Genomic DNA, 14448 nt, shown 5'->3' with positions numbered 1-14448 from the left:
TGCCTTCAATCAATATCTATATTATGTTTATTAATAACCTATCATTGTATCGTCCCATGTATAGTCTCTGTTGAATGATAAATGAAGTAAATTAGAATCGGCATCTTGAATAGATAAATCAGTATCCCATGGATTCCAGAAAATCAGTTTTTCTTCGTTATTAATTTTAGCATTACCGACAACTGCCATCGCGTGACCGAGATGAGGGTCATTAGGATTATTTTCAACACTATGAGCTAATATCATAGCTCCCTTATTATCTTTAGTTAATTGGTCAACTTGATTATAAGAAGGCATACCACTTTGATGTTGAATGTCTCTACCTTGTGAGTTACCGTACTTAATCATTTGTTGTGGGTTAGTTGAGAATTGTGGTAATTCTTCTTCGCTAACATTTGGATATAGCGTTCTCATAATATCGTGTGCATTATACTTATCGGTATTCTTAGTGGCATTCAGTAAGGCAGCCATACTAAATCCAGCACACCATGAATTATCAAATTGTTGTTCTCTTATTTTGAAGTTTTTTAATGTATTTTCATATTGAACTTGATTGTCTTGGTCGGCTTCAGCTGCTTGATTTTCATTTATTTTTGTTGGCTCAGATGTTGCTTTAAGTTGTTGTTTAAGATGAGATGACATATGTTGATTGTTTTCTTTGTCTTTGATGTTTGTAGGAAGCGGTGTGGCTTTAATTAATTTAACTTGTCCATTTTCTTCAAAGTAGAAACCTTTTTCATCAGTTAAAATAGTTATATTTGTGTGCTTGTCTTTGATAGCATCTAGATCTTTAGCGATGAAATTTGAGATTTTCACACTATAGTTTGCATTTTCTTTAGATTGTTTTAAATCATCTTCACTTTTAGGGCTGACTGTTAATGTATAAATGATTTTGCCATCTTTTAATACTGGATAATAATAACTATTATCTTCTTCACCATTAAATTTATAGATCTTAAATGCTTCGCCTAATTGATAGTCACCAGGTTGGCTGTTTTTTTGTTTGTCTAGAGCTTGGGCATAGCCTTTATATTGTTGTTGTGCTAGATTCTGTACTTTTTGAGGGACTTTATCATTTTTAACGTTAATTTCTAGTTGATTGGACTTCTGTGCGGCATAAGATTTGTTAAGGTCAGTAAAAGCAATGGTTGATAATAAAAGTATGGCGAATAAGAGAATACTTATTAATTTAAATGATATATGTTTATATGAATGATGCATTTAACAACCTCCGATAATGTTTGATGATTGATTTATAAGTATACGTTGTCTGTTTATTCTGAATTTTTATATTAATATGTGTGGCAAGTTACGCTGCGTCTGGATTATCATAGTTATTATCGTCATCGTTATTATTATTGTTATTATCGTCTGTGCCATTATTGTTATCATTGTCGTCATTATTGTCGCTATTTGAGAAATTAATGTCTTCAATATTTTGTTTTAAGAAGTTTTGTACATCTTTGTTGATAAAGACAGCGCCATTATAGCTATTGGCTGCGCCACCCCAATGAATACCAATGACTTCGTTACGGCTATTGAATACAGGTGAACCTGAATTGCCACCAGTTGTACTTAAGTCATAGTGCATATCTTCACCTTGTATTTGAGTGATTTTACCTCTACTTTCCCACATTGTAGCAAGCGGTTTATCTCCTGGGTAACCAGTAACGGTGATAGGTTGATTTTGATTTGTATCTGCATTGTCACTTAAAGTGGCTGGTGTAACAACTTCACCAATATTTTGATTTTTGTCATTAGGTGAGAATTTAACGATGGCTAGGTCAGCATTGCCTGGATATTTAGTGATTTGTTCTCCAGTAAAGCCACCATTTGGATAATTATTTTGATTAACTGCAGAAGGGAAGGCTTTTAAAGCGCGTGGATTTCCGTGAGTCGCATCTACAACATGCTTGTTAGTTAAAAGTTTGTCTTTACCAACAACAACGCCTGATGCAATAAATGTACCTTCGTTTGATTGAACTTGAACGAAAGTAACAGGAGCATAGTGACCTAACGTTGTATCATTAATTTGATGTCGATCATTGTTAGGTAGTATGACATTTGCGCGTTCTTTCTTTTCAACAGGTTTGACGTTATTACCTTTATCAATCTTCGGTGTCTTTTGTTGTTGAGATTGTGTGGTTTGTTGGTGATTATCGGTTGATGATGTCGTTTCTGCATGTGCTGGATTAATTAATGTCGCTGATGTCAAAGTTGCAATTAACAAAGAACTTGCTGTTAAAAACTTAACTTTCATTTTAAAACCTCCTAAAAATAATATTTCCAACACAAATATAACACCAAAAATTTTTAAGTCAATACAAATATATAAAATAATTAAAAAAGTTTTGTAGAAAATAGTGTTTTATGAAATGTTTTCTATAAGATTGAATTAAATATCATTTTATATTATTTAATTGTGCAAAAATGGATATTAACCATATAAAAAAGCACCGGCTAAAACTATAAAATAAATAGTAATTAGCTAGTGCTTCTATGCATTATATATTGTAATGAAATTAAAAGTGTTTAAATGGTGAACCTATTTTTTAGCAGATGATTTTCTTAATAAAATAAAAGCTACACCTAAAACGAGTGTGATGACAAAACCGATGTATGGTGAACGTGTTCTTTCTTGGCCGGTTGCAGGTAATGATTTTGATTGGTGATGAGTTGTTATAGCTGATTGCGATGATGTAGAATCATGTGATTGTTGCATTGAACGACTTATCATTGCTTGGTTATTAGCATGAATAGGTTGTCCAACTGCATCATGGTTAAAGCCAGCATCCACATTATCATCCGCAACAATCGCATCGCCATTTTGATCATGATTGAAATTGTTATCGATGTTAATGTCCGAGGCAATAGGATTGCCGTCTTGATCATGATTGAAGTTGCTATCTACGCTAATAGTCGTCATTAAAGGATTACCGTCTCCATCATGGTTGAATCCAGCATCCGCATTATCATTACCAACGATCGCATCGTCATTTTGGTCATGATTAAAGTTGCTATCGATATTATTGTCCGAGGCAATAGGATTGCCATTCTGATTATGATTAAAATTGTTATCAATATTATTATCAGAAGCAATAGGATTACCGTCTTGATCGTGATTGAAGTTGCTATCTACGCTATTAGTCGTCATTAAAGGATTACCGTTTTCGTCATGGTTGAAGCTAGCATCCGCATTATCATTACCAACGATAGCATCGTCATTTTGGTCATGATTAAAATTGTTATCGATGCTGCTGTCAGTGGCAATAGGGTTGCCGTCTTGATCGTGATTAAAGTCACTATCTACACTATTAGCTGTCATTAAAGGATTACCGTCTCCATCATGGTTGAAGCTAGCATCTACATTATCCTCAGCAACGATCGCATTGCCATTCTGATTATGATTAAAATTGTTATCAATATTGCTATCAGAAGCAATAGGATTACCGTCTTGATCGTGATTAAAACTGCTATCGATGCTGTTTTCCGCAGTAATAGGGTTACCATTTTCGTCGTGATTATAAGATGAATCTGTTTGATTAGTATTAGTGATGGCATTACCATTCGACTGATGATTAAAACCTTGGTCTACTTGATTATTTTCTATAGTTGCAGCTGAAGCCTCGTGATGTGATGTAAGAAATAAAGCAGAAGTAGTGATAGTTGCGCCAATTAAGTATTTGATAGAATGATGAGTCAAAAAAATCTCTCCTTGAATATATTTATTTATACAGTAAAGAAATTTTATCTAAGTTATTGTAGTTAACTCATAAAGTTAAATGTTTAGTTATCAAAACTTCGTTATGTACAATCTAAATATAGCATCAAATCATTTGAAAGCCCTATGAATCAGGTGTCAATGAAATAACAGTTTTGTCACTCTAATCATCCATCATGAAATAATACTTAATATCATCCAATATAGTAAGTACTTTTGATCAGGCTTTATGTTATGTAGAATACATATAAAGAGGTGAGGACGATGGAAGTAGTATATGTCGCTGGAGGTTGCTTGTGGGGCGTGCAAGCTTTTTTCAAAACAATACCAGGTATCGTATCAACTGAAGCTGGAAGGGCGAATGGAACAACATCAAATTTGAATGGTGAATACGATGGTTATGCCGAATGTGTAAAGTTAACATTTGATCCGGATAGTTTAACTATTCGGAACATTATGTCATATCTTTTTGAAGTGATTGATCCATATAGTTTAAATCAACAAGGTCAAGATATAGGTAAGAAATATAGAACAGGATTATATAGTGAAAATACGCAACATTTGAAGGAAGCACAAACTTTTATTAATGAGCGTGAAGATAGTGATCATATTGTAGTGGAAGTCTTACCTCTGTCTAACTATGTAAAAAGTGCGCACGAACATCAAGATAGATTGGAACATTATCCTGAAGATCATCATTTGTGTCATATACCCATGCATATGTTAAATAAATATAAATAAAAGAGGTCACTTAATGTGACCTCCGTGTTAATTATTTGCGTTTACCGTCAAAAGTATCGAATAAGCTTAATGTTGCTAAGCCTAATAAGTCTAATGCATGTTGAGCACCTTTTTTACCATGTCCAGCTTCGAAGTGTTTGTAAGCTGCTACACTTAGTACTGAAATTGTAGCTAATGAGCCTAAACGTGAAGCAGTTTTACTTAAGAAGCTTACTGCGAATAAGCCTGCAGCAGCTGCTTCAATCGTACCAGCTAATTTAACTGATTTTTCAGGCATACCGAAGACATTTGTGAATGTATCTGACATACCTTGGTCACCTTGTAATTTTGGTTTTGATGCATCGTAAAGTTCTTTAGCAAGTTTTAAATTTGTAGCATAACGTAAAATCATAAAAATATTTCCTCCTATTTATCTTCAAAATATTTATCTACTATAGGTTTAACCTTTTCCCCGAAAAGACGGATGGAATGCATTGTTTTTTCATGAGGCATTGATCCAACTGGTGTATGAATCATAAAACGATTAAGACCTAGAGTTTCTACAGTTTCAATAATTTTTTGTGCGACCGTTTCAGGGCTACCTAAGTATATCGCACCTTCGCTTCCAATTTCTCTTTCAAAGGCTTGTTCATCGAAAGGTGGCCAACCACGTTCTCTACCAAGTACATCTTGATGGGCTTTTAATGAAGGGAAGAATTCGCGTTTAGCTTGCTCATCAGTGTCAGCAATATATCCCCAAGAATGTACAGATATTGGTAATTGAGATGGATCATGTCCATATGATTCAGCAACAGATTTGTAAATTTCTATATTACGTGCGAACCGTTTAGGATTACCACCAATAATAGCATAAGTGATTGGTAAACCAAATGCACCTGCTCGTAATGATGATTCAGGTGTACCACCTGTAGCGATAGAAATCGGTAATTCGCCATGTTCTATTCTAGGATAAACACCTGTGTTTTCAACGCTAGGACGTAATTTACCTTCCCAATTGATGATTTCATGCTTATTAATTTTTAATAGCATTTGAAGTTTTTCATTAAATAAATCTTCATAGTCATTTAAGTTGTAACCAAATAATGGGAAAGATTCAATAAATGATCCTCTACCTATCATTACTTCAGCTCGCCCATTAGATACAGCATCTAATGTAGAGAAGCGCTCGTATACTCTGACTGGGTCATCAGATGATAAAACAGTAACAGCTGATGATAGTTTGATATGTGAAGTACGTGCAGCTGCAGCAGCTAACACAGTTACTGGATCTGACACAGCATAATCTTTACGATGATGTTCGCCTAAGCCATAGATGTCTAAGCCTAGTTGATCTGCCAATTCTATTTCTTCTACTATATTTCTAATTCGTTGTGCATTTGAAATAGGAAGTTCTGAACCTTCCGGCATATGAATCGCACTATTATCGGCAAATGAAGTTAATCCTAATTCAATTTTCATAGTTGCCACCTCCAATATAATTTTTATACTGGATATATTATATATCGTTGTTAGTTGAAAGTCAATACGATTTGTTCGCCTCATTATTGAGGCTATTTTCGGGGTAAAAAAGCATATTTGTTATAACAATTTAATTTGCCGTAAATTTAAAACTTTTTGAAAATTAAATAGGTTCTTTAGTTTTATTGGATAAAGTGTAATAATAGTTATCGTTATCATAAATAGAAAGGGAGTATCGGTATCATTGGAGGAACAACGTCATTATAATCTAATCACTACAATTCTATTTTTCTCTGGAATTATCGTTATGGGTAGCTTATATACTGCACTTCCACTTACAGCAGCATTTGCGCATTCCTTTCATATACCTCAATCGGTAGCAACATTAAATGGAGTTATTTTTTCAATTATGTATTCGATAAGTTGTTTGTTTTATGGAACAATTTCTGACAAACATGGAAGAATAAAAACCATATTAATAGGTTTAAGCGGTTTGACCATCATTTGCTTTATTATCGGGTTTGTACAATCATTTTCACTATTACTCATTATGCGTGCAATACAAGGTATATTCGCTGCAACATTTTCTCCAGTAGCAATCACGTATACGACGGAAACATATCCAGCTAAAAAAAGAGTTACTGCAATTAGTTTTATTAGTACAAGTTTCATGTTGTCTGGTGTATTAGGACAGAACTTAAGTGAACTCATTGTTCATCATCTTAACTGGCATTGGGTATATTTCACTTTAACTGTATTATATTTGTGCTTAATATTTGTTATTTACCGCTATGTACCAGAAAGCCCACGTCGAAATGTGGATGTACAATTACTTAAATTCTTTAATAACTTTAAAGACTTTCGCGATAATTTAAAGGTTTTATACTGTTTATTTATCTCATTTACGTTATTAATTATGTTTATCAGTATGTATGCCATTTTAAATTTATATATCTTATCAGATAAAGTGAATGGAGATATGTCTACAGCATCATTAGTGAAATTGTTTGGTGTGATAGGAATGCTAGTATCGTTGTTAGGAGGTCGTTTAAGTGGCCGGATAGGTATTAAGCGTGTCATCTCACTTGCCTTACTAACAAGTACGTTATCACTGATACTGATGGGGATTACGACAAATATTATTTGTATTACAATATTTAGTGTTACATTTGTTGCTGGTATTGCATTTGCGATTCCATCAGTCATTTCGAAGGTGGGTATGACTGTTAAACATAATCAAGGATTCTTCTTATCAGTTAATACTGTTATATTATTTATGGGTACAGCCATTGCACCTATACTAATGATTTATATCGCTAAATTACCACAATATTTCTTAATGTTTGCTTCAATCGCATGTATTGGACTTATTTCATTTATTGTATCGCTATTTATGCCTAAAGATGAAAGTGCACATTAAATAAAAAACATAATGAATGACTTGGTTAATAGATATGATATATATTTAAACGATTTATTTATAGTGTATGACTATAAATGAATCGTTTTTTAGTATTAGAATTATATACATAGCTATTATATGATTGAAGAAATACAAATATTTAATAGGGGTGAGAAACGATGAATTATTCACCAAAGCAAGGCACTAAATCTCATGGATTGCCACATGATCCGTTTAAAAGTAGTACAGTACCAAGACCTATCGGTTGGATATCTACAGTTTCGAAAGATGGTAAAGATAATCTAGCACCTTATAGCCAATACCAAAATTTAACTTGGGATCCACCTATGGTTATGTTTGCGGCGAATCAGTCTGTATTAGGTGATCACGAACGTAAAGATACTGTGAAAAATGCCGAAGAGACGGGTTGGTTTGTATGGAATATGGCTACGTATGATTTAAGAGAGGCGGTTAATTTATCATCTAAAGCATTAGCACCCGATGAAGATGAATTTGACTATGCTGGGGTCACTAAAGAATCATGTATTGAAGCACCTGGCTAAAGAGTAAAGGAGTCTCCAGTACATTTCGAATGTGAATATGTTCAAACAATTCGCATACCAACTGGTGATCCTGTATCCACAGTAGATATTGTAATTGGACGTGTTGCTCAAGTGCATATCGATGATAAAGTCATCACTGAAGATGGAAAATTAGATATTCCATCAATTCGTCCAATCGCACGTTTAGGATATTATGATTATACAGTTGTTGATCAAGTATTCGAAATGAAAGCACCTCATGCTTCTAAAGAAGAATTAGCAGGATTAGAAGGTAGAAACTTCGATAATAAAAATGATGATTAAGGTTAATAGCACTTTCGTAATTAAACATTGAATATAAAATAATAGCCAGTCGATGCGGTGTTAAAAACACATTGACTGGCTATTATAATTTAGACATATTGATAATTATATTAAATCTTTATTCACTTTTTGTAGTTCTGTATAGTCGCCATCAATGTGTACGTTTGGAGGTTGTACATCAACTTTTGGAAATAGTAATAAAGCGACTAAACCTATTAAACCATATATAATAAAGGTCATTGTATAACCTAAATCTTCTATAAATGGTCCTGCTACAATTGAGCCCAAAACTTGCCCAACGGCTAACATTAATAATGGAATTCCGATACCAAATGACGCATTTTTCACAATTATCTTCACACCCCAAACGAGTAGTACACCTGTAATGAAAATATAACTCACACCAAAGATTAATGATGAAAGGAAGGGCACTATCCACACGATAGGCGTTAAAGCTAAGAGAATAGAAGCAGCTGACATTAAGATAACCCCAAAAAAGTAGGCAGATTGAATATCTATTGATCAATGATATGACCAAAAATACCACCAAATTTAGTTGGTAGAAACATGATCGACAGGGCTAGAAAAATCAAGTGTATCGTGTAATGCTGATAAAATTTCTGCTTCAGAGTAATTGTAATTATTCTCTACCCATCTTCTTATAATTTCTATAAGCCCACTACTATAAAAATCAGCAATTAATTGTGGATGATCGCTGTTCATAATTTTATGTGCTAATAAATCGTTATTACACTCAGCACCTTCTAATATTTTCTCACTACAGAATTGAGTCAAGCTGCGAAAGACATCGTCTTGTCTTGATGCGACAAGTAAATGTTTAAATACAGGTTTATGTGTATTGATGAATGAGATAAATGATTCTAATGCATCTGTTGAACCGTGCTGATGTAAAGAATCTAAATCGAGTGCTTCTTTCATATATTCTGTTAATGAATAAAGTAAGTCATATTTATCTTGGAAATATCGATAAAATGTACTGCGATTAATTTCAGCAGCGTTACATATTTTCTGTACAGTGATGTCATCAAAGTGATAGTCATTTAATAATTCAAAAACTGTTTGATTAATATGTTTTATCATACGTTTTTGTGTAGATGTCGTCATAAGCAGGACTCCCCGAATAGTCATTTTATTAAGATAAGATTGATAGATAATTTATCATAGACGTTGTTATTTTACCAAATATAAATGCTTTTTACATGGAATACCCATTATTGAATTACGGAGACAACACAAAAAAGCAGGACTTGAGAATAGATAGCTCAAGTCCTGCTTACATGATTGTTACTCGGAGTTATTAGATTTTACTAGAAGAATTAATGATCAATACCTTCTAACCATTCATCTACTTTATTATCGTTGTCATCAACATAGTCTTTGGCAACTTGTTCTGGATTTTTCTGGTCTTTGAAGATTTTCTTAGCTAATTGATCTTCGTCTTTTTTGCTCCAGTCGTCTGACATACGTGTTGCAATTGTGTATGCTGCTGGATGATTAGCTTTGAATTCTTTATTAAATACTAAGTTAATATGTTGATCTTCTTTACCATAAATTTTGTCAGGATCTTTTAACATTTTAACGCCTAATTCTTTAGAGAACCAACTAGAATCCATTGCTGTAAATAGAATTGGTTGTTGTTGTTTATAAGCTTTTTGAACTGCTTTAAATTGATCTTGGTCAGAAGATTCTTTTAGGCTATAACCGTCTAGATTATCTTCATCAAGTTCACTTTTAGTTTGTTTCATGACACCATTTCTAGCGTCTGTACCTTGAATTTCTTTATCGAATTTCTTACTATCTTTTAAGTCTGCAATTGAGTCGATATTTTGTTCATATTTCGGTACGGCTAAGCCTACTTTAACATCATCGACAAGGTTCTTTTTGTCGTAAACGGATAATTTGCTTTTATATTGATTGTAGTAACTTTTATCTGTAGATGGGAAAATACCAGACGCATGGAATGAATCTGCATTTTCAGCTACAGATGCATATAATGGACCACTTGCTTGTACAGGTGTAGTTGTAACGTCATAACCCGCTTTTTTAAGAACTTCAGCTATGACTAATGTCCGTGGCGCTGAGTTATCACTAGCAATATATGGTAATTCGATTTCTTTATTGCCTAGGGAAGTATTGCCATCTTTTGATGAACTTCCGCCACCGTTACCACACGCGCTTAGCACGATAGCTAAGGCAATAGTGGCAAACAGGCCTAACAGTTTGAAACCTCTTGTTTTAAACATTCAGCATATCCTCCTTTTTAAGATTAATATCTATCATCGTCATGACTGAAATCGGTACGATGTTTGTTGTCAGTATGATTTGAATATTGATCGTATACATCTTTACTATTTTCTCTTGCATATAACATTAATGCATTAAATAGCATGTCTTGATCATTCGTTTGATTTGATAACTGTTTGAATAAATCAGTTGTACGTGCTTCGTTACTTTGTGGACGAGATTGAGAGCGACGTGCGTATGAATGACTACGCTCAGAATGGTCGTCTAATCGGTCGTCACGTCTTGGATAATTATCGTGACCATTACCTTGTTTATTATATAAAGATTCATAATCTACATCGTCGTTAGGTTCATTGGATGCAAATCGTGATACGTGTGATTCGCTTGTATAAGTTGAACGGTGTGTATCATCTTGATAACGTCGTTCATCTTCATCACGATGATATTGACGATCTAAACGTGATGGGTGTTCACTTTCAAAGTTTCTGTCATCTCTTTCACGACGATCAGTAGCGTTAGCACCATGACGATCTTCATTGTTAGATGCATGAGATTCAGCTTGATGTGAATCTTGTTCTAATGCTTTACCTTCGATATCTAATTCTGGGAGGATGCTGCCTAACCATTTAGGTAAATACCATGATCCTTTACCAAATAATTTCGTTAATGCTGGAATTAATGTCATACGTACGACAAAGGCATCAAATAATACCCCAAATGCTAGTGAGATACCCATTGATTTGATTTGCATATCGTCTTGGAATACAAAGGCGATAAATACACTGAACATAATCAATGCAGCTGCCACTATAACAGGGCCACTTTCTTTAATACCTACTCTAATAGAGTGGTCATTGTCACCAGTTTTACTATATTCTTCATGCACACGTGTCATTAAGAATAGTTCGTAGTCAATGGCTAAACCGAATAGTAAACCAATTGTAATAACTGGTAAGAATGCTAATAGTGGACCAGTGTTTTCTACACCGAATAGGCCACCAAGGAAGCCATCTTGCATGACCAATGTTGTGAATCCGAGTGTTGCCATTAATGATAATACGAAACCAAGAACGGCTTTTAATGGAACAAGGATTGAACGGAATACGAATACTAATAATACAAATGCTAATAATACGATAACACCAGCAAATACTGGGATAGCATTATTTAATTTTTCAGCCATATCGATGTTGATCACGCTTTGGCCTGTTACTTCTGTATTAAAGTCGTATTTTTCTTTGGCTTGTTTATTATAATCACGTAAATCATAAACTAAATCGCTTGTTGATTGCGCATTAGGTCCATCTTCAGGAATGATAGAGATTAATGCATAATGGTTATTATCATTTAATTGAGGTTTTTCGACAGTATCCACATTATCCATATCTTTAAGATCTTTTCGCATGCTATTTAGATCAGATTCAATGTCTTTTTTACTGCCACCGTCTTTAGTATTTACAAGCATCGCAATTTGACCGTTATATCCGGCACCAAAGTTATCGGTAACTAAGTTATACGCTTTGTGTGCCGATGAATCGTTAGGTTTTAAGCTATCGTCTGGCATACCTAAACGCATTCCAGAAATTGGTATAATAGCTGCGATTAAAATAATTAAACTGATAATAATAGCTAGTACTGGTTTACCAACTACAAATTTAGCCCATGGATGATTTTTAGGGTCTTTACTTTTTTCTGGTTTGTCTTTGATTTTAATACGTTTATGGAAAACACTAATTAATGCAGGTAATAATGTTAAAGCGGCAAGTACCGCGAATAAAACACTAATTGCAGATGCGAATCCCATAACAGCTAAGAAATCAATACCTACTAATGAAAGACCACAAACGGCAATCATAACTGTTAAGCCGGCGAATATAACTGCGCTTCCTGCTGTACCAACAGCTAAGGCAATGGATTCAACAGGTGGGGTACCTTTTTTCCTGATTTCTTTGTATCTAAATAAGATGAATAGAGAATAGTCGATACCAACAGCTAATCCAATCATTACGGCTAGTGTTAATGTAAAGTTTGGAATATCGAATACGTTTGTTAATAATGCAATGATACCAATGCTTGAGCCTAGTCCTATGATGGCGCTGACAATTGGCATACCTGCTGCGATTAATGAACCAAATGTAATTAATAAGATGATAAATGCAGTGACAATACCAACTAATTCTGAATTACCACCTGGTTCAGAACCACCGCTACCACCTTGAGCTTGTTCGATTTGAACATTGTGGTCATCTTTCACATCTTTCATTTCGCGATCGATAATTTTCTTAGAAGAATCTTTTAATGATGTTTGGTTGACTACATAATTGACTGTAGCAATTGCAGTATCATTATCATCATTGACTTGATTTGTTTCATATGGATTACTTACGTTTTGTACGTAATCATCATCTTGTTTAATATTATCAAGTGCTTTTTCGATATCTTTCTTAGTGCTTTTATCTGTGATACCATCCTTTTTATCAGAATGTATTACAATTTTCATCGATGCTTTTTCACTATCTTGATGGAACTCTTTTGACATCTTGTCATTTGTATCTAATGATTTAAGACCATTCATTGTAATATTGCTATCAAATTTAGGTGCGCTAATCAATAATGGTGTAATGATAACGCCTAGAATCAAAAGCCACGCAATGATACTGACCCATTTGTGCTCAGCAATGAATTTGCCTAATTTGTATAAAAGTTTTGCCAAGACATTTCCTCCTATTTGTTTTTTTTATTCGTTAACTTGTGACAGAGCTATGAAGTTGAGCTCAATTTAATTGAGAAAAATCTGTGGTGTTTTAAAGTTACAATTATTAATTTAACAAGATTCAACAGCTTGAAACACCATTAATTTTATTGAGTCGTTGAAAAATGAAACAGATTGTAAGAATTGTTGGACATTTTATTGAAAAGCTAACTAAGAAGCGTGATTAATGTGTCGTTATAGCCACTGTTAACTTGTGACAAAATGACCAATGAGAATTAAAATACCTATCAATACTAAACATAAGCCAGGTAAATAAAATTTCTCTTTTAACTCATGGCGTTTTTCGTCAGTATATATCACAATTTTAGAAATAAGGATTAAAATTATGCCTAAAATAATAAATATGATAGATAAAGCCATGTGGATGCCTCCTAACAGTATGAAACAAAAAATTTGATAGGGCGAAAGTCAGATGAAATTAAAAAGTGCTTATTATAAGTTACATTCCCTGTATTCAGTTAAATAATAAGCTAAATACACAGTTTTAATAAAAAAGATCGAAATTGGGATGACTATGGCATGATTCCCCCATGATGCGTTAAAGAGTTAAAACTTTATATAAAAAAAGTGGGGCAAGTTAGATACTCACCACCACTTAATAGGTATTTAGGCGTTGTTCATTAATCAAACGAAAGAGTTCAATAAATAATTAAATACAATTATTGTGCGTTGGCTTTTAAGTTAACATCAATATTGCCACGTGTTGCTTTAGAATATGGACAGAATTGATGTGCTTGTTCTACATATTGTTCAGCTTCTTCTTGAGATACATTTTCTAACGTAACCTCAATGTCTGCAGTTAATTTGAATCCATTATCTGTAGCGTCTTTCACTAATTCAATCGTGATTTCAACTTCTGGGTTTGCGTCATTAACTTTATGACGAGTTAAAATTAATGATAGTGCACTGTTAAAGCATGCACTATAACCTGCCGCAAATAATTGTTCAGGGTTAGTATCGTTACCACCTTGACCGCCCATTTCTTTTGGTGTTGCTAAATTTTGGACAAACGTATTATCTGGACTAAATACACGACCATCACGGCCACCATTACTAATCATTGTAGTTGAATAAATTGATTCTGCCATTTCAAAAACTCCGTTTCTAATTAAATTAAGTTAAATTATATATTCGAATTAACTAATTTAACTTGATTGAATTATAAGGGGATATACATATAGTTACAAATTATTTGTTTATTAAGATTGACTGATAAGATAAA

At 33.6% G+C, this 14448-nt stretch carries 12 protein-coding genes and 2 pseudogenes; 3 read left to right on the top strand and 11 right to left on the bottom strand.

All coding sequences use genetic code 11. The annotated features are described in order from the left end of the window. Positions 1-30: 30 nt before the first annotated feature. From ACJQQZ_RS10100 to ACJQQZ_RS10090, 3 genes are all read right to left on the bottom strand, one after another. The gene (locus ACJQQZ_RS10100) at positions 31-1221 is read right to left on the bottom strand and encodes a C47 family peptidase (protein WP_145506453.1); all 1191 of its coding nucleotides are present in this window, start codon (positions 1219-1221) and stop codon (positions 31-33) included. A gap of 88 nt (positions 1222-1309) precedes the next feature. After that, the gene (locus ACJQQZ_RS10095) at positions 1310-2260 is read right to left on the bottom strand and encodes a trypsin-like serine peptidase (RefSeq protein WP_075778277.1); all 951 of its coding nucleotides are present in this window, start codon (positions 2258-2260) and stop codon (positions 1310-1312) included. A 285-nt stretch (positions 2261-2545) separates the two neighbouring features. Then, positions 2546-3703 (bottom strand): hypothetical protein, encoded by a 1158-nt coding sequence (locus ACJQQZ_RS10090; RefSeq protein ID WP_145506450.1) that lies wholly within the window; start codon positions 3701-3703, stop codon positions 2546-2548. A gap of 282 nt (positions 3704-3985) precedes the next feature. Between ACJQQZ_RS10090 and ACJQQZ_RS10085 the strand changes: the two genes are divergently transcribed. After that, positions 3986-4462, top strand: coding sequence for a peptide-methionine (S)-S-oxide reductase (locus ACJQQZ_RS10085; protein ID WP_145506447.1), 477 nt, complete (start codon positions 3986-3988; stop codon positions 4460-4462). A gap of 31 nt (positions 4463-4493) precedes the next feature. Here the strand turns inward: ACJQQZ_RS10085 and ACJQQZ_RS10080 are convergent, their stop codons facing one another. Next, complete coding sequence (locus tag ACJQQZ_RS10080) at positions 4494-4853, bottom strand: hypothetical protein (protein ID WP_002452034.1); 360 nt, start codon at positions 4851-4853, stop codon at positions 4494-4496. Positions 4854-4867: 14 nt separating this feature from the next. After that, positions 4868-5920 carry an LLM class flavin-dependent oxidoreductase gene (locus tag ACJQQZ_RS10075; protein ID WP_031464095.1) on the bottom strand — a complete coding sequence of 351 codons (1053 nt, stop codon included), beginning with the start codon at positions 5918-5920 and terminating at the stop codon, positions 4868-4870. Between the two features lie 244 nt (positions 5921-6164). Here ACJQQZ_RS10075 and ACJQQZ_RS10070 point away from each other — a divergent pair, with 244 nt between their 5' ends. Both ACJQQZ_RS10070 and ACJQQZ_RS10065 read left to right on the top strand, forming a co-directional pair. After that, positions 6165-7340 (top strand): MFS transporter, encoded by a 1176-nt coding sequence (locus ACJQQZ_RS10070; protein ID WP_145506444.1) that lies wholly within the window; start codon positions 6165-6167, stop codon positions 7338-7340. A gap of 161 nt (positions 7341-7501) precedes the next feature. Further along, positions 7502-8188 (top strand): annotated as a pseudogene (locus tag ACJQQZ_RS10065) (flavin reductase family protein). Positions 8189-8293: 105 nt separating this feature from the next. Here the strand turns inward: ACJQQZ_RS10065 and ACJQQZ_RS10060 are convergent. From ACJQQZ_RS10060 to ACJQQZ_RS10035, 6 genes and pseudogenes are all read right to left on the bottom strand, one after another. After that, positions 8294-8668, bottom strand: a complete 375-nt coding sequence (locus ACJQQZ_RS10060; RefSeq protein ID WP_241004993.1) for an MFS transporter — start codon at positions 8666-8668, stop codon at positions 8294-8296. A gap of 72 nt (positions 8669-8740) precedes the next feature. Continuing rightward, on the bottom strand, positions 8741-9313 hold the full coding sequence (locus tag ACJQQZ_RS10055) for a TetR/AcrR family transcriptional regulator (RefSeq protein ID WP_107536018.1): 573 nt from the start codon (positions 9311-9313) through the stop codon (positions 8741-8743). A 212-nt stretch (positions 9314-9525) separates the two neighbouring features. Continuing rightward, positions 9526-10452, bottom strand: a complete 927-nt coding sequence (locus tag ACJQQZ_RS10050; protein WP_049423205.1) for a glycine betaine ABC transporter substrate-binding protein — start codon at positions 10450-10452, stop codon at positions 9526-9528. Between the two features lie 563 nt (positions 10453-11015). Beyond that, positions 11016-13166, bottom strand: a pseudogene (locus ACJQQZ_RS10045) (MMPL family transporter); the annotation flags it as partial. A 246-nt stretch (positions 13167-13412) separates the two neighbouring features. Continuing rightward, positions 13413-13586, bottom strand: a complete 174-nt coding sequence (locus ACJQQZ_RS10040; protein ID WP_186364172.1) for a hypothetical protein — start codon at positions 13584-13586, stop codon at positions 13413-13415. A 299-nt stretch (positions 13587-13885) separates the two neighbouring features. After that, positions 13886-14314, bottom strand: a complete 429-nt coding sequence (locus ACJQQZ_RS10035) for an organic hydroperoxide resistance protein (RefSeq protein ID WP_145506438.1) — start codon at positions 14312-14314, stop codon at positions 13886-13888. Between the last annotated feature and the right edge of the window lie 134 nt (positions 14315-14448).

It is taken from the genome of Staphylococcus sp. KUGN1, from assembly GCF_045984185.1.
Classification (GTDB): domain Bacteria; phylum Bacillota; class Bacilli; order Staphylococcales; family Staphylococcaceae; genus Staphylococcus; species Staphylococcus warneri_A.
Note: the sequence above shows the minus strand (reverse complement) of the source record. Positions and strands in the feature narration are given on the sequence as shown.